Annotated in this window: 19 protein-coding genes; 11 read left to right on the forward strand and 8 right to left on the reverse strand. The window is 34.5% G+C overall.

Translation table 11 applies throughout. The annotated features are described in order from the left end of the window. The 4 genes from topA to Q0893_RS11345 form a co-directional block, all read right to left on the reverse strand. Entirely contained in the window at positions 1-2,502 is a 2,502-nt protein-coding gene (topA, locus tag Q0893_RS11330; RefSeq protein WP_299275621.1) for a type I DNA topoisomerase, read from the reverse strand. Between the two features lie 163 nt (positions 2,503-2,665). Beyond that, positions 2,666-3,886: a hypothetical protein gene (locus Q0893_RS11335; protein WP_298902431.1), complete on the reverse strand. Its 1,221-nt coding sequence runs from the start codon at positions 3,884-3,886 to the stop codon at positions 2,666-2,668. A gap of 22 nt (positions 3,887-3,908) precedes the next feature. After that, positions 3,909-4,295 carry a hypothetical protein gene (locus Q0893_RS11340; RefSeq protein WP_298902429.1) on the reverse strand — a complete coding sequence of 129 codons (387 nt, stop codon included), beginning with the start codon at positions 4,293-4,295 and terminating at the stop codon, positions 3,909-3,911. A gap of 96 nt (positions 4,296-4,391) precedes the next feature. After that, positions 4,392-5,165, reverse strand: coding sequence for a hypothetical protein (locus tag Q0893_RS11345; RefSeq protein WP_299275626.1), 774 nt, complete (start codon positions 5,163-5,165; stop codon positions 4,392-4,394). A gap of 142 nt (positions 5,166-5,307) precedes the next feature. Between Q0893_RS11345 and miaB the strand changes: the two genes are divergently transcribed. The 10 genes from miaB to groL all read left to right on the forward strand — a co-directional run bounded on the left by miaB (position 5,308) and on the right by groL (position 13,689). Continuing rightward, positions 5,308-6,747, forward strand: coding sequence for a tRNA (N6-isopentenyl adenosine(37)-C2)-methylthiotransferase MiaB (gene miaB, locus Q0893_RS11350; RefSeq protein ID WP_299275629.1), 1,440 nt, complete (start codon positions 5,308-5,310; stop codon positions 6,745-6,747). Positions 6,748-6,760: 13 nt separating this feature from the next. Next, positions 6,761-7,720 (forward strand): hypothetical protein, encoded by a 960-nt coding sequence (locus tag Q0893_RS11355; RefSeq protein ID WP_299275632.1) that lies wholly within the window; start codon positions 6,761-6,763, stop codon positions 7,718-7,720. 9 nt (positions 7,721-7,729) lie between these two features. Further along, a complete protein-coding gene (locus Q0893_RS11360) occupies positions 7,730-8,986 on the forward strand; it encodes a sigma-54-dependent Fis family transcriptional regulator (protein ID WP_298902424.1) in 1,257 nt (418 codons plus the stop codon). Between the two features lie 99 nt (positions 8,987-9,085). Next, a complete protein-coding gene (locus Q0893_RS11365; RefSeq protein ID WP_298902422.1) occupies positions 9,086-9,283 on the forward strand; it encodes a hypothetical protein in 198 nt (65 codons plus the stop codon). A gap of 3 nt (positions 9,284-9,286) precedes the next feature. Next, a complete protein-coding gene (locus tag Q0893_RS11370; RefSeq protein ID WP_299275637.1) occupies positions 9,287-9,793 on the forward strand; it encodes an LptE family protein in 507 nt (168 codons plus the stop codon). Beyond that, on the forward strand, positions 9,794-10,294 hold the full coding sequence (locus Q0893_RS11375) for an LptE family protein (protein WP_299275640.1): 501 nt from the start codon (positions 9,794-9,796) through the stop codon (positions 10,292-10,294). It abuts the gene before it with no gap. After that, positions 10,295-11,245 carry a hypothetical protein gene (locus tag Q0893_RS11380; protein WP_299275643.1) on the forward strand — a complete coding sequence of 317 codons (951 nt, stop codon included), beginning with the start codon at positions 10,295-10,297 and terminating at the stop codon, positions 11,243-11,245. A gap of 5 nt (positions 11,246-11,250) precedes the next feature. After that, the gene (gene secG, locus Q0893_RS11385) at positions 11,251-11,604 is read left to right on the forward strand and encodes a preprotein translocase subunit SecG (protein ID WP_299275647.1); all 354 of its coding nucleotides are present in this window, start codon (positions 11,251-11,253) and stop codon (positions 11,602-11,604) included. A gap of 145 nt (positions 11,605-11,749) precedes the next feature. Further along, positions 11,750-12,025: a co-chaperone GroES gene (gene groES, locus Q0893_RS11390; RefSeq protein WP_298902416.1), complete on the forward strand. Its 276-nt coding sequence runs from the start codon at positions 11,750-11,752 to the stop codon at positions 12,023-12,025. Between the two features lie 26 nt (positions 12,026-12,051). Continuing rightward, positions 12,052-13,689 (forward strand): chaperonin GroEL, encoded by a 1,638-nt coding sequence (groL, locus tag Q0893_RS11395; RefSeq protein ID WP_299275651.1) that lies wholly within the window; start codon positions 12,052-12,054, stop codon positions 13,687-13,689. A 92-nt stretch (positions 13,690-13,781) separates the two neighbouring features. Here groL and Q0893_RS11400 read toward each other — a convergent pair whose 3' ends face one another. Next, positions 13,782-17,384 (reverse strand): T9SS type A sorting domain-containing protein, encoded by a 3,603-nt coding sequence (locus Q0893_RS11400; RefSeq protein WP_299275654.1) that lies wholly within the window; start codon positions 17,382-17,384, stop codon positions 13,782-13,784. Between the two features lie 144 nt (positions 17,385-17,528). On the opposite strand from Q0893_RS11400, the gene Q0893_RS11405 reads away from it, so the two are divergent. Continuing rightward, entirely contained in the window at positions 17,529-18,167 is a 639-nt protein-coding gene (locus tag Q0893_RS11405; RefSeq protein ID WP_298902413.1) for a DUF6090 family protein, read from the forward strand. Between the two features lie 36 nt (positions 18,168-18,203). On the opposite strand, the gene Q0893_RS11410 is transcribed toward Q0893_RS11405, so the two are convergent. From Q0893_RS11410 to Q0893_RS11420, 3 genes are read right to left on the reverse strand one after another with little or no spacing between them, the layout of a single operon-like run. Further along, a complete protein-coding gene (locus Q0893_RS11410; protein ID WP_298902412.1) occupies positions 18,204-18,557 on the reverse strand; it encodes a heavy-metal-associated domain-containing protein in 354 nt (117 codons plus the stop codon). Between the two features lie 8 nt (positions 18,558-18,565). Continuing rightward, the gene (locus Q0893_RS11415; protein ID WP_299275660.1) at positions 18,566-20,809 is read right to left on the reverse strand and encodes a TonB-dependent receptor; all 2,244 of its coding nucleotides are present in this window, start codon (positions 20,807-20,809) and stop codon (positions 18,566-18,568) included. A gap of 1 nt (position 20,810) precedes the next feature. Further along, a complete protein-coding gene (locus tag Q0893_RS11420) occupies positions 20,811-21,542 on the reverse strand; it encodes a MauE/DoxX family redox-associated membrane protein (protein ID WP_299275663.1) in 732 nt (243 codons plus the stop codon). Positions 21,543-21,588 lie beyond the last annotated feature (46 nt).

Genomic DNA, 21,588 nt, shown 5'->3' on the forward strand with positions numbered 1-21,588 from the left:
CTATTTTTTAGAGGTCGTTTTTTTCTTTGTGGTTTTCTTTTTAGCAGCCTTTTTCTTAGGTGCCTTTTTTTCAATATGCGCCTGCGCTTCTTCTAAAGTCATTTCAGAAACATCAACTGTCTTAGGTAATTCAACTTTTATTTTACCTTTAATAACATTATGTCTTCCCCATCTGGCTTTCTCTACTCGAATACCTTCATCTTCCCAATGGTGGATTAGCTTATCTTTCTCTTTCTGTATTTTATCTTCAATCAATTCTACAATATCACTGTCGGATAAATTGTCCCAGTCATATTTTTTATTGACATTAATAAACATATTGTTCCATTTAATAAATGGTCCAAAACGCCCTTTACCTTTTTGCACTGGTAAATCTTGATACGTATATATAGGTGCGTCTGCCTTTTGTTTTTCTTTTATAAGTTCGATGGCCTCGTCCATTTCAACATCTAAAGGATTTATACCTTTTGGAAGGGATACAAACTTTTTACCAAACTTCACATAAGGTCCAAAACGTCCATTATTAACTTCAATATTTTCACCTTCATAAGTTCCTAATTGTTTAGGCAACTTAAAAAGTTCCATAGCTTCCTCGTAAGTGATTGTAGTTAATTGCTGGTCTGGAGATAAACTTGCAAACTGTGGTTTCTCTTCGTCATCTACTGTTCCAATTTGCACCATTGGTCCAAATTTACCTAAGCGAACACTAACTTGTTTTCCAGATTTTGGATCTGTTCCTAAAATGCGTTCTCCAGATTCGCGATCGGCATTTGCTGCAACATCTTCAACTTTAGGATGGAAGCTCTTATAAAAATCTTTCATCATTTTAGTCCAATCTTCCTTACCCTCTGCAATCTCATCAAAATCGGCTTCCACTTTCGCAGTAAAATTATAATCTAAAATACTTCCAAAGTGATTTACTAAAAAGTCGGTAACAATCATACCTATATCGGTTGGCACTAATTTACCCTTATCGCTATTAACTTTTTCTGTTAAGCTTTTATCTTTAATAGATCCTTGTTGCAGTAATAGTTGAGAGTATTGACGTGAAACCCCTTCATTTGATCCTTTCTCTACATAGTTTCTATTTTGAATTGTAGAAATAGTAGGCGCATAAGTAGATGGTCTACCAATACCGAGTTCTTCCAACTGTTTTACTAAAGATGCTTCTGTATATCGATATGGCGCTCTCGAAAAACGCTCTGTTGCTGTAATAAAACTATTTAGCAAGGTATCGTTTACCCTCATTGCAGGTAACATTCCTTCCTGTTCTATATCTTCATCATCAGTACCTTCAAGATACACTTTAAGAAAACCTTCAAATGTAATAACCTCTCCGTTAGCTGAAAATAAATCGCTATGTGTAGAGGCTTCAATTTTCACGTTGGTACGTTCTAATTGTGCATCACTCATTTGGGATGCAATGGCACGTTTCCAAATTAAGTCATAAAGCCTTGCTTGATCTCTTTCAACATCTGCCGAATGTCTCTTAAAATCTGTTGGCCTAATCGCTTCGTGAGCTTCTTGAGCACCTTTAGATTTCCCTTTATAATTTCTTGGTTTACTAAATTGAGAGCCATAAGCATCTTCAATTTCTGCTTGCGCTCCTTTTCTGGCCTCATCAGAAAGATTAACACTATCGGTTCTCATATAAGTAATCAAACCTGCCTCATATAGGCGTTGCGCGTTGCTCATTGTCCTGCTTACAGAAAACCCTAGTTTTCTAGACGCTTCCTGTTGTAAAGTTGATGTTGTAAATGGCGCAGCAGGTGATTTTTTTGCTGGTTTCTTTTCTAAATTAGAAACCTTAAAATTGGCATTAGCATTAGATTCTAAAAATGCATAAGCATCTTCCTTTGAAGAAAAATTCTTAGGAAGTTTTGCTTTAAAAGTTTGCCCATCTTCATTTGAAAATTCGGCATCAATTCTATATGATGCTTCTGGCGTAAAATTGGTTATTTCGCGTTCTCTTTCAACAATTAATCTCACAGATACAGATTGTACTCTACCTGCAGATAAACCACCTTTTACTTTCCTCCATAACACTGGAGACAATTCATAACCAACAATTCTATCTAATACTCGACGTGCTTGTTGAGCATCTACCAAATCGTAATCAATACCTCTTGGATTCTCTATTGCTTTCTTAATTGCCGATTTTGTAATTTCATGAAAAACGATACGTTTCGTTTTCGCTTTGTCTAAACCTAACGTTTCTGCTAAATGCCATGCAATAGCTTCTCCTTCACGATCCTCATCACTCGCTAGCCATACCATATCGGCTTTTTTAGCTAGATCCTTAAGTTTTTTGACAACGTCTTTTTTATCTTTTGAAACTTGATATTTTGGTTTAAAATCCCCATCAACATCGACTCCTAATTCTTTTGAAGGTAAGTCTGCTATATGACCAAAACTAGATTCTACCTTGAAATCTTTTCCAAGAAATTTCTCTATGGTTTTGGCCTTTGCAGGTGACTCTACAATAACTAAATTCTTCGGCATATATGATTTTTTGAGGCTACAAATGTATATGAAAAATAAGTTATCTTCCTAATTTTCCTGAATTTCGATTGCATTTTATCCAAAAAAAGTGATTTTCATCTATTGAATTTCTACAAAAAAAGCCCGATAATTTCGGGCTTGTTTATGTTTATTCTATCTTTTTTTAATTCAAAATGAATGTACTAATTAGCTCAATAGAATCTTCAGAACTATACTCATATTGATATAGTGCATTTTCAGAAATCATAAGTAATCTGTCCTCCAATGGAATCACATCTGTAGCTTGCACGTTATTAAATAAATTAACCATTTGTAAATTTAAAGGATCTATTTTATCGAATACCTTTAAACCAGATGTCCCATCACACACAAATAAGTTAGTGTCTTTAAATCCTAAACCATAAGGGTTGTCCAAAAGATATTGACCAACAAGGGTTGGATTATATTTATCACTCACATCAATAACCTCTAATACACTCTCTTCCTGACCACAATCATTACCTCCTCTTAAAGTTAAGTAGGCATAATCACCATCAACAACAACAGGATCACACCCTATCCAATGTGTAAATTCAGAAATATATTCGGGTAGCGCTGGATTTTCAATACTATGGATAAACATACCATTTGTTCCTCCTAAATATAAATAGCCATCAGCATGAAACATTGTTTCTATATTCCAACCAGCGTAATAAGAATGCACCAAATTAGGCTGAGTAAGACTAGTAATATTAAACACATTCATTGTGAAACGCTCTACAGTATAAAGGTAATCATTAACAATTTGAAATCGTGCCAATGAACCACCAGTGCCTACATCGCTAAATGTTTCTGCACCATCAAACGTAATAATAGCTTCATCATTTACGCGCTCTCTTCGTTCTTGAATTAAATCCCAGCCAACGATGATTTCAGTTTCCGAATTAAAGTTACTATAATCGGCATATTCAACATCGTTCGGGATTTGATAATCGTAAGCATTAAAAACATCTTCCAAGCGTTCAATTTCAACAATTGAGTTTAAATTGGAAATATTAAAGACAACTAAATCTACAGCACTATCGGCATATAGATGGTCATTCTTAATTGAAATATCTTCATTTCCAGGAATATTAATAAAGGCCAACATCTGAGGAGATAGCGGATTGCTATTATCAATAACATGAACGCCTTTAAACTTTTCATTTATAAAAATATAATCTTGATAAGCATAAATTTTTCCAACGTCTAAAATGGGTTTTGGTGCTTCAACAACCACCGAAGATCTTAATTCCATTTTGCTTATCGTCTGCGGAATCGCAATCGTTATAACATCATATTGTGTGTCGTCGTCATGACATGACCAGCACAAAATAACGGCTAGTATAAGAGCTATCTTTTTCATCTGATAATTATTTTGTTAGTTATTAATACTGGTAGGTTATTGGCTCTGGAAAATCTTCAATATTTAAAATCACTTCATTACTTCCTTCAACTTGTAATGGTCTAAGGTCAAAAGAACGTTCTTGACTAAAAACAGCTAAACAAGTTTCAGTATTAGAGAATATAAATTTTAATGAGCGCTGTTCTGGTAACGATTCTGAAACCTCTCCAGAATCAACTAAAACCATGCTCCAAGAATTACCATCACACCCACTTGCCGATAAAGAAATTAATAAACAATCTCCGTTTAAATCAACACCATTTAATGTATATAAATTTGATTCTGCCGTTTGAAAAAAACCGTTGTCAATTACCGCAACTTGATCACAAGGTTCAGGGATAAAATCGTCTTCATCACACGTGGTATTCATTAAAAGTAACGTAACGCAAATGCACAGCATTAGGAATTTTGGTAGTCTCATAAAAAGATGTTTCTTTTTAGATGCAAATACTTTAAAAAGGTTGCGTCAAAACTCTATATTTTCACCAATTCTTTTTAAACTACCTTCATCGTCTGCATCAAAACCGACAACTTTTTTATATATAAAGTACAACGGAATTGCAGCAAATGACGCCGTGAAAAACACACCTATCATACACATCATCATTCCAACTATTTGCGCTAAGAAACCTGCCACAAAGGTCAATCCAAATGCAATTAACCACTTTCTATTTCCTAAATCAAAACTCAACCTGATAAGATCTGAGTTTGACAAATCTGGATTAAACGCATAGATAACAATCAATAAATTTAAAGGTACCATGACATATATGATTGGAAAAAAACATAAAAGTGTAGCAAGTAAGCTAATACCGAAATAAGCCAAAGAGAGATTTATAGTTTTCCCGAGATATGGTCTTCTTAAAAAATAAAAATAATCATCATTCCCAATGATATCCTGATCTTTTTGACGCATAATCCTATAGAGACCTGCTTTAAGTCCGAAAGAAATAATAATCATTATAAACGTAAAAAGTAAATAAGCTACAAACACGAACAACATAGCAATTGGCGCCAACCCATCATAAGCTCCTGGGCTTGTTGCATCTGCAATTCCAAATACAAACAGAGGTATATAGACAATAAACATAAACGGAATCATTATTCCTATCATAATGAGCAGCATAAGAAAGCCTTGAAGCCACACTTTTTTAAATAGTTCGATACTCTCATTAAGAATTTGCCCAAAATCAAGCGTTTGTGCTCGTTGTATTTTTTGTTGGATTTCTGCTAAACGCATATGTAGTTGATTAAAATTAAATTTCAAATTACGTGAAATAAAACACATCTACAAATCAAATTGAACTATGACACTTTGTCATATTACTTAAAATTATACTATCTTTGCATGCTTATTGACTGTACAATACTTTCAAAGATTTATGGAGAAAACAATAGACGAAAGCAAACAAGGCGAACATCTAATTTTAGAACAAAAAGATGGCAATACACGCAAACTTTTTATTGAAAGTTATGGTTGTGCTATGAACTTTAGCGATAGTGAAATCGTTGCATCTATCCTTTCTGAACAAGGGTTTAATACCACTCAAAGTTTAGAGGATGCCGACCTTGTTTTAGTAAACACTTGCTCTATTAGAGACAAGGCAGAGCAAACCGTTAGAAAACGTCTTGAAAAATACAACGCTGTAAAGCGTATTAATCCCAAAATGAAAGTTGGTGTTCTAGGTTGTATGGCAGAACGCCTCAAAACAAAGTTCTTAGAAGAAGAAAAAATTGTCGATCTCGTTGTAGGTCCAGATGCATATAAAGATTTGCCAAACCTCTTAGCCGAAGTTGATGAAGGTAGAGATGCAATTAATGTGATTCTTTCCAAAGAAGAAACCTATGGAGACATTGCTCCTGTAAGACTCAATACCAATGGTGTAACAGCATTTGTATCTATTACAAGAGGTTGCGATAATATGTGCACCTTTTGTGTAGTTCCTTTTACACGTGGTCGTGAGCGTAGTCGCGACCCTCAAAGTATCATTGAAGAGGTGAATGATTTATGGAGCAAAGGCTACAAAGAAATGACACTTCTTGGACAAAATGTAGATAGTTATTTATGGTATGGTGGCGGACTTAAAAAAGACTTTGTAAAGGCCAGCGATATGCAAAAGGCTACTGCCGTAAATTTTGCTCAACTCTTAGAATTATGTGCTAAAGCGCAACCTAAAATGCGTATTCGTTTCTCTACCTCTAATCCCCAAGATTTAACACTAGATGTTATTGAAACCATGGCAAAGTTCGATAATATCTGTAAGCATATCCATTTACCTGTTCAAAGTGGAAGTAATCGTATTCTTAAAGAAATGAATCGTTTACATACGCGTGAAGAATATTTCGAACTCATCGATAATATTAGACGCATCCTTCCTAATTGTGCTATAAGTCAAGATTTAATTGCTGGTTTTCCTACGGAAACAGAACAAGACCATCAAGATACGTTAAGCCTAATGGACTACGTAAAGTATAATTTTGGTTATATGTTCACCTATTCTGAACGACCAGGAACCATGGCCGAACGTAAAATGGAAGATGATATTCCAGAGGAAACAAAAAAGCGTCGATTAGCAGAAATTGTGCAACGCCAAAGAGAGCATAGTGAAATTAGAACTAAAGAATATTTAAATACGGTTGTTGAAGTATTAGTAGAACGGGAATCAAAAAAATCAAATCAACAATGGTCTGGAAGAACCTCTCAGAACATTGTTGCGGTGTTTCCAAAAGAGCACTATAATGTAGGTGATTTAGTAAAAGTGCAGGTAACAGATTGTACCAGTGCGACACTTATTGGTGAAGCCATTGGCTTCTCTAATTAAAAAATATTTTATCATGAAAAACACTATCTTATTTTTATTTTGCCTTTTAACTGTGTTATCCTGTGGCAACTCAGATGATGCTCAACCACAAAATGATTCTGTACAGTTGATTTTAAGTGAACTGGAAACTACAGAGCTCAATCAGCAACAAAGACAGTACAATAATTTTTTTGACACAACCGGAAGGCCAACATCAACAGATGTAACAGTTGTTTTACTAAACGACACACAGACAGATCTTGAATTAATGACTTATAATACCAATGGAGCAATAGATCAGTATCTCAAAAACCATGTGTTTGAACCTCAAGAATACAATTTCAATTATGTAAATAACAGTCTCGAATCTATAATTGAGATTGCCTCTGGACCTGGCGCTTTGTCTTTCGAATTTAGCTATATCGACAATAGTATTGAAGTGCATATTACTGACATAGGACCTATAACAAGTGTAAAACTAACATATAATTTCTCTAACAATAATTACGAGCAACTAATGAGCTATGAGCGTACACATCCATATGTTGACGAAAATTCAAATCCTGAATACCGTTTTGAATATAGCTATGATCAAAACGAAAATGTTTCTGAAATTACTAAATATCTATACGATGATGACACAAATCAATTGGAAATTGACTATGTCGAAACTATAAACTATGATAACAAGATAAACCCGTTTAGATTACTATTTGATATCAATCCATTAGTTGTGATGAATCCAGAAGTTTTACAGCCATTATCATATTCAGTATATAGAAACGCAAATAATTATGCTACTCATAACATAACGAATAGAACACGTACTTATGAAAATGTAGCTGAACAAAGAATAACAAATTACACCTATATGTATGACGAATTTGACCATCCTATAAGTTCAAGTGTGACAACAACAATTATAGATACCGATACCAATGAACAAAATGATGGTTTAATGAAATCTGTTACCTACACCTATTACGAACAATAAAACAAATTAATGGAATCCATTCAAGCTATAAAACAACGTTTCGGTATAATAGGAAACGACCCAAAACTCAACCGAGCTATCGAAAAAGCGATACAGGTTGCACCAACAGATATTTCAGTATTGGTTACTGGAGAAAGTGGTGTTGGTAAAGAAAGTATTCCTAAAATCATACATCAATTATCGCATCGAAAGCATGGTAAATATATTGCCGTAAACTGTGGTGCGATTCCTGAAGGCACGATTGACAGTGAACTGTTTGGTCATGAAAAAGGAGCTTTTACAGGAGCCACCTCAACACGTTCTGGTTATTTTGAAGTTGCCGATGGTGGTACTATTTTTTTAGATGAAGTTGGAGAATTACCATTGACTACGCAGGTACGTTTATTGCGTGTTTTGGAAAATGGTGAATTTATTAAAGTGGGATCGAGTAAGGTTCAAAAAACAAATGTTAGAATTGTTGCCGCCACAAACGTGAATATGTTTGAAGCCATAAAAAAAGAGAAGTTTCGTGAAGATCTATATTACAGATTAAGCACTGTAGATATTAATATTCCGCCACTTCGAGAACGCAAAGAAGACATTCATTTATTGTTTAGAAAATTTGCGAGTGATTTTGCTCTAAAATATAAAATGCCTACGATCAAATTAACTGATGATGCCGTTATTGCCCTTCAAAAGCATAGATGGAACGGAAATATTCGTCAGTTACGAAATGTAGCCGAACAAATTTCAGTATTAGAACAAAATCGAACCATTAGCTTTGCCACGCTGCAAGGGTATTTACCTAGTGGAAGCAATAATCTTCCAGCTGTTATTAACACCTCTAAATCCGAAAGTGATTTTAGCAATGAACGTGAAATTCTTTATAAAGTGCTTTTCGATATGAAAAGTGATTTAAATGATTTGAAGAAGCTCACTATGGAGCTCATGAAAAATGGCAATGCTTCTGAGGTTCAAAAAGACAATGAAGGTTTAATTCAAAAAATATATGGTGAGCCTCAAAAAGAAACGCATACTGAAGACCTGGAGATTCTAGCTATTCCTGAGCAAACCGATGATCATTATGATCCTGATGATAAAAATCAGGACAAGTACCATTTTGCTGAAGAAATTGAAGAAGAAGAAACGCTATCTTTACAAGACAAAGAGTTGGAACTTATTAAAAAATCACTCGAACGTCATCAAGGCAAGCGTAAGTTAGCCGCTGCGGAATTGGGCATTAGTGAGCGTACCCTCTACAGGAAAATTAAACAGTATGATCTTTAGGATAAATTTATGACATCATATACACTAAAGTTGTAGCATAGATGTTCTTTTTAAATTAGAGATGATTACATTTGATATTAAATAAATAGACATACTTCAATGAAAGCCATAGAAATATTTATGATTCGAAAATCGTTTGCTAGAAATAGCTCTGAAGCGATTAGAAAAGAAGCCGAAGATCTTGTTAACGAAAAGCACTATCAAGGCTACAGACTCATTAATGTTGATTTTGATGTTGCCGATAATGCTGGTTACATCTATGCATTTATTACAATGAAACGTCCTAACACGTATTAGTAGATGAAAACGGTAAAGTATTTCACCATCTTTTGTTTTACATTTGTTGTTCTTAGCTGCGGGAAATACTCATTTACTAATATTGATATTGGAGATGCCAAAACCGTTCAAATTAATTTTTTTGATAATTATGCCAAGTTAATTGAGCCTGGTATCGATAATGATTTTACGAACGCTTTACAAGAGCTAATTACCAACCAAACACAATTAAATTTAGTAAGTAAAAAAGGAGATTTGACTTATGAAGGTGAAATTACTGAATATCGAATTTTTCCAACATCAGCTAATGCAAAGAGCAGAGCTTCTCAAAACAGATTAAAAATGACAGTCAATGTTCGTTTTTTTAATAACTTAGATGAAAGCAAAAATTTTGAAAAATCCTTTTCGTTTTTTTTCGATTATGATGGATCGATTCAATTAATTGGCTCACAAAAAGAAGCGGCTTTAGAGACAATTTTTGACCGAATAACTCAAGATATTTTTAATGAATCATTAGCAAGTAACTTTTAAATGAAAACATATAAATACATAATAACATTAATATCTGTATTACTTTTTAGTTGCGGCCCTTACTCATTTACAGGAGTACAAAAGCTAAATGCCGAAACGTTTCAGGTTAATTACTTTGTAAATAATGCTAGCCAAATTGAACCAGGTTTTGACCGAGACTTTACTTTGGCATTGCAAGATTTAATCGCCAATCAAACCAATTTAAATCTCACCACTACAAATGGTGATTTGGTTTATGAGGGGGAAATTGTAGAATACCGTATTTCTCCAACAACTGCTCAAGCCAACAGTACTGCCGCTCAAAACAGATTAACTGTAGCCGTGCAAGTACGATTTTATGATAAAGATGAGCCCGACGAAGAGTTTGAACAACGTTTTTCCTTTTTTTATGACTATGATGGAAGCTCTTTGCTACAAGGCGCTTTAAGAGAAACGGCTCACGAAGAAATATTTGAACGCTTAACCCAAGACATTTTTAATGCAACCTTAGCCAAATGGTAAATGAATACTAAAGATTTTACATACATACTTCAAAATCCGCAGCACATTACTAATGAGCAAACCGATGCATTATTAACACTTAGCAATGCACACCCTTATTTTCAAGCCGCACGAGCATTATATCTTAAAGGTTTAAAAAACAAAGAGAGTTATAAGTACAATCAAGAATTAAAAACTACAGCTGCATATACAACAGACCGAAGTATTTTATTTGATTATATCACCTCTCAGGCATTTAATCAAAATGAAATATCTCAAATTATCAAGCAAAATTCTGAGCATCTTAAAGGAATTACGGTTAATGAAATTGATGATATTTCAGTAGATAAAAGTGTTACTATTGACGACGCCTTAAAAGAGCATATCAAAAACACTGAAGGTGTGCTAGACCCTAACCTGTTCGAACAAAAAGTAAAACCAGAAGAGGTTGCTCATTTCTTATCACTTCAAGATAATACTCCAGAACGTGTCATTCTAGATATAGATGCCAAACACATTGAAGAAACGCCTGAAGAAAAATTGCAAATTGGTAAGCCTTTAGATTTTGATAAAACCGAAACACATTCATTTGCAGAATGGCTAAAAATTACAAGTTTCAAACCTATTGAACGCAATGAAACTGATGCCGTTCCAGAAGATAAAGAATCAGAGGTTGAAGCAACTAAAGACACTTCAATAAGCAAAAAATTTGAACTCATCGATAAATTTTTAGAAAGTAAGCCTAAAATCATCCCTTCTAAAGAGGCTCCAAAAGTGAATATAGACACCAGCGACAAAGTGACTCACGATGGTCTAATGACAGAGACTTTAGCCAGAATATACCTCGAACAACACAATTATGAAAAGGCGATTCAATCTTATAAAATTTTAAGTTTGAAATATCCAGAAAAAAGTGGTTTCTTTGCAGACCAAATTAAAGCAGTAAAAGAATTACAAGAAAATAATACATAGAACTAATGAATACGTTTACTATATTTTTAATCCTAATCGTTATCGTGTCATTTTTACTCGTAGTAGTAGTAATGGTACAAAACCCTAAAGGAGGAGGATTATCATCATCTTTTGGTGGAGGTGGTACTCAACAATTAGGCGGTGTTAAAAAAACAACCGACTTTTTAGACAAGAGTACTTGGGCTTTAGCCACTTTATTATTAGCGCTTATTTTAACCTCTAATTTTGCCATTCCTGGTGCAGGAGGTCCTCAAGACTCTAAAGTAAATACCGATGGAACGCAAACAACAACGCCAGCAACTACTCCAGACACGTCTGCTGATGATATCGCAAATCCTTTAGATTCTATTGGAGGCTAATCATTAGACAAACCATATATCAATGCCAACTTCTCAGTTGGCATTTTTTATTTCTGCAACTTTGTCAGGAAACTTGCATTGGCACATTTTTAGCATAACGCTTTAGCGTTAATCATAAATTAATAATTAAAAAACTTACATAACAATGAGCTTAAACATTAAACCATTGGCAGATAGAGTTCTTATAGAACCTATGCAAGCTGAAACTAAAACAGCTTCAGGAATTATCATTCCAGATAATGCAAAAGAAAAACCACAAAAAGGAAAAGTTGTGGCTGTTGGTAAAGGCACAAAAGATGAGCCTATGACTGTAGCTTCTGGCGATACTGTTCTCTACGGAAAATATGCTGGAACAGAATTAAAGTTAGAAGGTAAAGATTATATCATCATGCGCGAAAGTGACATACTAGCAATTGTTTAATTAAGACTTAAAAACACAAAAATAAAATGGCAAAAGACATAAAATTTGATATTGAAGCACGTGACGGATTAAAACGTGGCGTAGACGCATTAGCTAATGCAGTAAAAGTAACCTTAGGCCCTAAAGGTCGTAATGTTATTATTAGTAGATCTTTTGGAGCACCTCAAGTAACCAAGGATGGTGTTTCTGTTGCTAAAGAAATTGAACTAGAAAACGAGCTTGAAAATATGGGAGCTCAAATGGTAAAAGAAGTAGCATCTAAAACCAACGATTTGGCAGGTGATGGAACAACAACAGCTACTGTTTTGGCTCAAGCTATTGTAAAAGAAGGTTTAAAAAACGTTGCTGCAGGTGCAAATCCAATGGATTTAAAACGCGGTATAGACAAAGCTGTTGAAGCTATAGTAAAAGATCTTGATAAGCAATCTAAGAAAGTTGGGAATTCTTCAGAAATGATAAAGCAAGTAGCTTCTATCTCTGCAAATAACGATAGCACTATTGGTGATTTAATTGCTAAAGCATTTGACAAAGTAGGTAAAGAAGGTGTTATCACTGTTGAAGAAGCAAAAGGAACAGATACTTATGTAGATGTTGTTGAAGGAATGCAATTTGATAGAGGTTACCTCTCTCCTTACTTCGTGACAGATTCTGATAAAATGATTGCCGATTTAGAAAATCCATACATTTTATTATTCGATAAGAAAATTTCAAACCTACAGGAGATTCTTCCTATATTAGAGCCTGTAGCGCAATCTGGTAGACCATTATTAATTATTGCAGAAGATGTAGAAGGTCAAGCCTTAGCTACATTAGTAGTGAATAAATTACGTGGCGGATTAAAAATTGCTGCGGTTAAAGCGCCTGGTTTTGGTGATCGTCGTAAAGCAATGCTCGAAGATATTGCCATCTTAACTGGTGGAACCGTGATTTCTGAAGAACGTGGATTTTCTTTAGAAAACGCCGATTTAAGTATGCTAGGTACTGCTGAATCTGTAATGATTGACAAAGACAATACTACCATTGTAAATGGATCAGGGAAATCTGGAGATATCAAAGCAAGAGTAAACCAAATTAAAGCTCAAATAGAAACAACGACTAGCGATTACGATAAAGAAAAACTACAAGAACGTTTGGCTAAGTTAGCTGGAGGTGTTGCTGTACTCTATGTTGGAGCTGCGTCTGAAGTAGAGATGAAAGAGAAAAAAGATAGAGTTGATGATGCATTACACGCGACTAGAGCTGCTGTTGAAGAAGGTATCGTTGCTGGTGGAGGTGTTGCATTGGTAAGAGCTATCAAAGTCTTAGAGAAAATCACTACTGAAAATCTAGATGAAACAACAGGTATTCAAATTGTTGCTAGAGCCATAGAATCACCATTAAGAACTATCGTTTCTAATGCTGGTGGAGAAGGTTCTGTAGTTATCAATAAAGTACTGGAAGGCAAGAAAGATTTTGGTTTTGATGCTAAAACTGAAACTTACGTTGACATGCTTAAAGCTGGGATTATAGATCCTAAAAAAGTAACTCGTATCGCCTTAGAAAATGCGGCATCTGTTTCTGGAATGATTTTAACTACCGAATGTGCTTTGGTAGATATTAAAGAAGATGCTCCTGCTGGTGGCGGAATGCCTCCAATGGGCGGCGGAATGCCAGGAATGATGTAATAATGAGCCGTTACAGGTGAGTTATTCACTCAAACACACCATATATTGATTTGAAAAGCCTTTGATAATTATCAAAGGCTTTTCTATTTCTATTAGTGCTTTAAAAGTTTCTTTACAACCGATTTGCTTCCCATATCAATTTTTATAAAATAAATACCTGTTGTTAAATCAAGAACTGAAAAGACATCTGTATTTTTATAATGTTTGATATTTCTTCCGTTTATATCAGTTACCGTTATGGTTTTAACTGGCACATTAGATCTTATGCTAACGATATCTACCGCTGGGTTTGGAAACATATCTACGTCCTGTATTTCAATGTCATCAACAGAAAGCGCATCAACGACTTCAGTTGACACGGTATTCGTCACTATTGCTGGGTTAAAATCAAAAAATATAGAGGCGTCATTGTAAAAAATATCACCTAAGCTGGCATCTTGCTTTGGTTTAATTTTATAGGCAATATAGCCGTTGGATTCGGCTTCATTCTGACTTGAACTAGGCAATAATATATTGTCAAAAGTAAAAACAGCTTGGATACCATCTTCTACTATCAAATGACCATTATGACTCATACTTTCAATCTGAAGCGTAAACCACTCTAACTTTGGATCAATAATATTCGTAATTCTCACGTTAATTGCTTCTGCGGTTCCCGTATTTTGGAATCGTATAACATAATGCAGATAATCATCCGTTTGTTCTAATAAAATTTGCTCACCCTCAAGTACTGTTATGTCATTTGGATCATAAGACCCAACAACTGTTTGAGACAAATTGTATGTGTTATCATTTTCAGTATTATCACCAGCAATAGGATTCACACTTACAACTGTATTTATAACATCATTAATATTAGTTGTTGGTGGCGTAAAAACATTGAACTCGACAATTATAGATCGATTTTCGAAAGGAGCGATATTAGAAAAGTCAAAACTAAGCAGATCACCAGATTGGGAACTGGGAGCCTGAGAAGCCGTTAAATATTGCATCTTAGTCACATCAAAAACCATTTCTACTGTCCCGCTTAACACAGTCGTTCCTATATTAGTATATACTATTTCATATGAAGTATCAAATCCAGGACGTGGTTCACTTATAGGATAAATGCTAATCGTTAAATCATTAGCAGTCCCAGTAGATGTTACACAGAAATTGGCCGCGTTATCTATTTCATTATCTCCTTCAAAATTGGTAGTGTGAATAGGTGGAGACACTGTGAAATAACTTGGTAAACTAGGAGTCAATAATGTTGTGAAATCACCTTGACCCACATCTATGGCAAAAGTACCGTCGTCATTTGTAAATGTTGAAAATGCAGCAAAACTACTACCAGAACCTATCCAAACATTTGATATTCCTGCATCACTCCCATCACAACCGTCGCCATCACTATCGTAGGTTACTGTTCCGCTAATGAGGTTACTCAAAACACCTAAATTTTTGAACCAAGACACTTTACCTGCATCAGAGTTACTGAGTGATTCTGCAGTTATGTATAAAACATCATTATTATTATCACCATTTAAGTCTGCAATATGAAAATCTGACAGCCCTTGGTTCGTATCTCCTAAAGTTATAGGGTTATTACCAAAAACACCATTGTAATTTTTAAAATATATAATTCTATCACTGTTTACTCCGGTAAATAAGCTCATAACAACATCAGGATCTCCGTCATTGTCGATATCGGTAAACTCTAAGAAATCATTAGGAAAGACATTGTCGCCACCATAAACCACCTGAAACGCGCCAAACGTTCCTTGTCCATCCTCGTTCTCATACCAACCAATAGGATCACTCGTAAAAATATCTAAATCGCCATCGCCATCAATATCAGATAGTTTTATAGCGTCTTCATTAGATGATGGGATAACCTGAGGTGCACTAAAATTTCCACTACCATCGTTGGCTAACCAAGAAAAAGGCTGATTAATAACTAAATCAAAATCGCCATCAGCATCAATATCTCCATAATCAAATGGTTTTATGTTATCTATGGTATCAATAATAACTTGTTCTGAGCCAAAATTTCCTAGCCCATCTGTATTCTCATACCAAACCACGCGATCTCCTAGATTATCCAAACAAACAACATCGTTGTCATCATCTCCATCAACATCGAAAACACTTACAAATTGGGGGTTTACAGTAATATCAGATATGACACTTCCAACAGAAAATTGTCCTGAACCGTCATTTTCATACCATAGTAATTTATCTCCATCTTGGGTAGCAACCACTAAATCTATATCGTCATCATCATCGAGGTCTTTGGCAACTACTGAATTAAATCTGAAAGCACTTGATGAAATCAACTGTTGAGGGCCAAAATTCCCCAATGCATCCAAGTTTTCATACCAACTGAGTTTACTGTCTGAAGACCCATAAATAATATCTTGGTCACCATCATTATCAAGATCTGCTGAAATCACATCTCTCAATTCTCTTAGGTCAATAATTATTTCCTGAGAATCTTCAAAAAAAGCAGATCCAGATTGATTTTTATTCCAACTCAGTTCATAGCCATCAACGTTATTCACCACTAAATCAATCAAATCATCACCATCCATATCGGCTACAGCTAATCTTGAACTAAACGTTCTAAAATTTATATTTCTAATAAATTGCTCGTCACTATAGGTACCTTGACCATCGGTATTTTCAAACCAAACCATACCTGCTTCATTTGTACTGATGTCAAAATCGTCGTTTCTACCAAAACCAAACATATCTAAATCGCCATCACCATCAACATCAAACCATTGCGCAAACCCAATAAAAAGATCATAACTTGAAGAAAAGGAATTCATAAATGAAAAATTCCCTGAGCCATCATTAGCGAAAGAAATTAAGCCATCAAAAACATTTTGTCCATAAGCATCAAGATCGCCATCATTATCTAAATCACCCAAACTTACAGTATACATGCCTCCAAATACATCAAAAGCCTGTTGAGGACTCCCAAAATTACCTTGACCATCTGTATTCTCAACCCAATATACAATTTGGTCTGGACTCCCCTTTGATGCAAACATGATATCATTATCATCGTCGTCGTCGAGATCTCCCGCTACAATTTCAATATATTGAGTCGTACTCGAAAAAGATGCGGTTGTAATTATCTGTTGCGGCCCAAAAGCAGCTTGTCCATCAGTGTTTTCATACCAAGCAATAATTCCGTCACCTCTTGATGAGGATAAAATATCTAAATCTGTATCACCATCAATATCAGAAATATAAATCATCGCTGGATTATCAACTTGAGTTGTGATAACCTGTTTTGCACTAAATGTTCCAGCACCATCGGTATTTTCATACCACGCAATGATATGCATAGGTGAAGCATTTTCTGCAATGATAATATCAATATCTCCATCAGAGTCAATATCGGCGGTTTTAATAGCATTAACTCCATTGACATTATCATCTACAATGTGCTGTATAGATAATGTACCTTGTCCATTGGTGTTTTCAATCCACATTAATGGGTTCGATTTAGGAATCAAGTCGGCATCACCATCACCATCCATATCTGCCAATTGTACGGCATCGCGCGAATAAGTTCCTGTAGGAGAACTAACACCTAATTGAAATGTATTTGTAGTATCTATAACCGTTTCTTGAAAAACAATCTGCCCAAAAACTATTGAAGATGTAAATAAAAGTGAAAGCGAAAGTAATTTTTTTATCATGGTCTGAAAGGTTTGTTTAAATGTAAGAATTTTATAGCATATATCCTGTCACAAAAAGCGTTCCAATATTATGTTACTATTTGAAGTGATTTGTTAGTCTCTTTTTTTGATTAATTTTCTTAGTTTTAAGAAAATCAATCTGTTATGAAAAAACAACTCACATATGCCTTTGGCGAAATACTTATTGTTATTATAGGCATTTCTCTGGCTTTTGCCATGAACAAATGGGGAGAGACCAGTGCCAATAATGCTCAAAAAGAGCAATACATAAACAATCTTAAAAAAGACATAGAAACCGACAAATTACAATTAGAAGCGAATCTTACTGAGATTGATGAAAAAATAAAAATTTCCAGCGGACTTATTTCCGTTCTTGGAACAAACCAAGCTCAAAAAAGGGAGGTATTGCAAGGCGTTTATAAAGTTGCTAACCTCAGCAATTTTTCTCCAAAAGATTATACGCATCAAACATTGATTAACTCTGGTGATTTAAAATTAATGAACGACTTCAAATTAAAATCTGATATTTTAAAACATTATGCCATATATAAAGATATTCTAAAGGCTTATCAACGACAAGAAGCTATCAATAAAGATTATTTGGGACGCTATTTCATATACAATACAGATTACGATTTGGTACGCGAAGGTAAATCACCATTTACTGATGAAAAACTTCTTAAAAACATCATGCAAAGTATTCGTGGTTCTTTTATGATAAAGAAAGCAGCGACACAACGTGGTATTTCAAGCTGTGATAGTATCTTGAAAATTTTAAACTAAAAAACAAAGCCCGAATCTTCATTCGGGCTTTTTTTTTTAATTATCGTGATCATCAACGATTTCTTTATCTCTATATTTACAACAAGGATGAACTGAAGCGTAAGCCTCATCTGTTGCTTTCAAATCTTTAGTATCATGTCCAACAGCAGCAATTTTTTTGCTTATTGTTTCTAAGTTGGTTTTTCGTTCATCAAAAATCAACTTAAGCTCATGAGTTTTTACATTCCAAATGGCAGATTTAACGCCCTTTGTTCTAATAGCTGCCTTTTCAATACGATCTTTACACATCATACATACACCATCTACTTCAAGAGAAGCCTTTGCGTTTTTATTTTGTGCAAATGTTACTGTTGTTACAAGCACAGCACATATCATTAATATTTTTTTCATTTTAATTGTTATTTAATTTTAAATCGTAATCCTGCGTAATACATACTTCCAAAAATTGGACCATATACAAAAGTAGTATCAAAATTTGGTCCAAAAGGGTCGTCGGCACCTAAAATAGGATTACTCTGTCTTACATTCGTGATATTTTCACCCCCTAAATATACTTCAAATTTTGGAGAAAACACTTTGGTTACTTGTGCATTTAGCGTTCCTATTGTAGGTGATTCTTCTGGCAGTCTATATGCTTCGGGGTTTGATGCTGTAGACGCAAAGCGCTGTTCACTTAGCCAATTATAAGTTACATCAAATTTCCAACGTGCCGATTCACCTTCCTCTAGAGGTGTTTCGTAAGATGCATTTGCAAAAAAGCGATGCTTAGGAATTAACGGTTTTGATAATTTCCCTGATAAATAATCTGTTTTAACATCATAGTACTTATAAGCAGTTCTTAAATCGACATGCTCAAATATATTATAGTTCAATTCAATCTGAAGGCTATTGGCATAACTATCACCTTCAAGGTTATAGAAATTTACTTGTTGCGGATTTTCCCAATCAATTACTACTTGATTTTTAAAATCAGTTCTGTAGAAATCTAAGGTCACATCGGCTTTTCTTCCAAAGAGATTAAAGCCTTGTAGGTATGAAATTCCATAATTCCAAGCTATTTCAGGGTCTAACCCATAAATGCTTCCTCCAGTATCCAAAATACCAATGGTTCGAGACGTTGCAAAGATGTTTTGATTTTCAGCAAAGATATTAGCGCTACGTTTTCCTCTTCCAATTGATGCTCTTAAAGCCGATTTTTCCCAAGGTGTGTAACGTGCATGTAAACGCGGTGTGATAAATTCACCCAATAAATTATGCGTATCGAAACGTAATCCTACTGTTAAAGTTAGCTTATCTAGGTCATCATAAGCATATTCAAAAAAAGCACCTGCCGAACGCTCACTACGTTCAAAATTAGTATTTAAAGCAAACTCATCATAATGGTCATAAGTAAATCCAAGTCCGGTTTTTATTTTATGGCGTGAATCACTAATAATAGAGTTATAGATGACATTAGAATAGATGCTATTATGATTAATGTCATATCTATTCAATCCGAAATACGAGCCTTGATTATGCGAACTAAATGCAAACTGGACACCTAAACTTTGCCAAGGAACTTCTGGATTAACATATCCTAACTTAGCAGACATTTCAATACGTTCAGTATCAATCTCACTTCCCCAAGCATTCGTGGTTAATTTATCAGTATCTGGATTGAAGTCTAGCTGACCGGCTTGATTATTATCATTTAAGTAACGTAAGTTAATAAAACTTACTAATCCTTTTTCAGGGTTAGTATATTGCCAACGGTTCATGACATTGATTTGTTTTTTTAACGGAACATCCAAAAAACCGTCGTTATTTTTATCAAATCTTTTGTCTCTTAAATTGCCATGTACATATAAGCCTGTACTCCACTTATCATCTACTTTTGTATTAATATGGGTATTTAACTCTAATCTACCGTTTACAGAACCATAAAGATTAACAAAAAGTTTATCATCTGTAGATGGCTTTTGAAGCTCGGCATTAATTTGACCAGCAATACTCTCAAAACCATTAACAACACTTCCCGCTCCTTTGGTAATTTGAATACTTTCAACCCATGTACCTGGGATAAAACTTAATCCAAAGGCTTGCGAAGCTCCACGAATAGACGGAATATTCTCAGTAGTAATTAAAATGTATTTACTTGTTAATCCTAACATTTTAATTTGTCTTGTTCCTGTTACGGCATCAGAGAAGTTCACATCAATAGATGGGTTGGTTTCGAAACTTTCAGATAGATTACAACAGGCCGCTTTAAGCAGTTCATCACTACTCACTGTTGTTATATTTTGTGCACTCAAATACGATTTTGTGGTCGACTGTTTTCGTGCTATCAAGGTAATTTCATCCAAATCACTCGTAGCTTCTAGTAAATGCTCAATATACCTAGGCTTAGTAATGGTTAACGTATCTGTCTTAAAACCAACATAACTAATTACAAGTTTTTTATAATTTGGTTGATACGGGATACTAAATTTTCCTTCAATATCGGTTACTGCGCCAACAGATGTATCGAGCCAAAACACATTTGCTCCAGCTAAAGGAAACGTTTCATTTCCCGATGATGCTTCAGTTATAATACCTTCTATTTTTTCCTGAGAAAAGGAAACCAATGGAAGTATTAATAGTATAATTATTAATTTCTTTTTCATTTTAATTATAGATTTTTAAAAGCATAATGATTGCCATAACAATCATAATACTATTTTCAATAAATGTTGCTTTTGTCATAGGGAGTTTTAAAGCTGTTCCAAGACAAGCGCATTGAATTGATTTCTTATCTAATAGGGTTTTAGTAACGCCAATGGTTGTTATTCCTAAAACAACTAAAGTAAGCACTAGTGCCGCAGTAGTTTGAAATCGCATTAAAAGAATTAATCCCAAAGCCGTTTCAATAAATGGATAGATCCAGGCATAGACTGGAACAGCCTTTGCTAACGGGTCGTACATTCTAAAGCTATCAGGAAAACCTTTTAAATCCAGTAGTTTAAAAAAACTGAAAACGATATAGAATAACCCCATAAAATCAAACATAAATCCTTCCAAATCCCATGGTTTATTATTTAGAAGAAATGAGGCTACCATGATGTAACCAAAAATTAAAAATAATGGAAGTAACTGTCTTAACTCGCTCTTCTCTCCAATACTCTCTTGGGAAACTGAATGAAAAGCGTTTTTGATTTCTTTTTCTGAAATCGAATATTTTTTTGGTAAAGTTCGGCTTAAAGTATCTAAAGCAATGTGCTTTGACATTACAATGTTAACTTCAGACGTTTCTAAATCCACAGAAACATCAGTGACGCTTTCTATGCCTCTTAAAGTCTTTTCAACCGAAGTTTTACATCCGTTACAGGTCATACCTGTAACTATATATGTATGTGTCATCGTATTTTGTATTTGATATAATGAATAATCGACTAAACGAAAATTT

The sequence above is a fragment of the uncultured Psychroserpens sp. genome (assembly GCF_947494225.1).
GTDB lineage: Bacteria > Bacteroidota > Bacteroidia > Flavobacteriales > Flavobacteriaceae > Psychroserpens.

Bases quoted from the DNA above. Each gene is read 5' to 3' on its own strand.
- Q0893_RS11335 (WP_298902431.1), bottom strand. From the start codon at position 3,886: ATGAAAAAGATAGCTCTTATACTAGCCGTTATTTTGTGCTGGTCATGT.
- Q0893_RS11370 (WP_299275637.1), top strand. From the start codon at position 9,287: ATGAAAACGGTAAAGTATTTCACCATCTTTTGTTTTACATTTGTTGTT.
- Q0893_RS11410 (WP_298902412.1), bottom strand. From the start codon at position 18,557: ATGAAAAAAATATTAATGATATGTGCTGTGCTTGTAACAACAGTAACA.
- Q0893_RS11400 (WP_299275654.1), bottom strand. From the start codon at position 17,384: ATGATAAAAAAATTACTTTCGCTTTCACTTTTATTTACATCTTCAATA.
- Q0893_RS11345 (WP_299275626.1), bottom strand. From the start codon at position 5,165: ATGCGTTTAGCAGAAATCCAACAAAAAATACAACGAGCACAAACGCTT.
- Q0893_RS11380 (WP_299275643.1), top strand. From the start codon at position 10,295: ATGAATACTAAAGATTTTACATACATACTTCAAAATCCGCAGCACATT.
- Q0893_RS11360 (WP_298902424.1), top strand. From the start codon at position 7,730: ATGGAATCCATTCAAGCTATAAAACAACGTTTCGGTATAATAGGAAAC.
- Q0893_RS11355 (WP_299275632.1), top strand. From the start codon at position 6,761: ATGAAAAACACTATCTTATTTTTATTTTGCCTTTTAACTGTGTTATCC.
- Q0893_RS11415 (WP_299275660.1), bottom strand. From the start codon at position 20,809: ATGAAAAAGAAATTAATAATTATACTATTAATACTTCCATTGGTTTCC.
- secG (WP_299275647.1), top strand. From the start codon at position 11,251: ATGAATACGTTTACTATATTTTTAATCCTAATCGTTATCGTGTCATTT.
- topA (WP_299275621.1), bottom strand. From the start codon at position 2,502: ATGCCGAAGAATTTAGTTATTGTAGAGTCACCTGCAAAGGCCAAAACC.
- Q0893_RS11420 (WP_299275663.1), bottom strand. From the start codon at position 21,542: ATGACACATACATATATAGTTACAGGTATGACCTGTAACGGATGTAAA.
- miaB (WP_299275629.1), top strand. From the start codon at position 5,308: ATGGAGAAAACAATAGACGAAAGCAAACAAGGCGAACATCTAATTTTA.
- Q0893_RS11340 (WP_298902429.1), bottom strand. From the start codon at position 4,295: ATGAATACCACGTGTGATGAAGACGATTTTATCCCTGAACCTTGTGAT.
- Q0893_RS11405 (WP_298902413.1), top strand. From the start codon at position 17,529: ATGAAAAAACAACTCACATATGCCTTTGGCGAAATACTTATTGTTATT.
- groL (WP_299275651.1), top strand. From the start codon at position 12,052: ATGGCAAAAGACATAAAATTTGATATTGAAGCACGTGACGGATTAAAA.
- Q0893_RS11365 (WP_298902422.1), top strand. From the start codon at position 9,086: ATGAAAGCCATAGAAATATTTATGATTCGAAAATCGTTTGCTAGAAAT.
- Q0893_RS11375 (WP_299275640.1), top strand. From the start codon at position 9,794: ATGAAAACATATAAATACATAATAACATTAATATCTGTATTACTTTTT.
- groES (WP_298902416.1), top strand. From the start codon at position 11,750: ATGAGCTTAAACATTAAACCATTGGCAGATAGAGTTCTTATAGAACCT.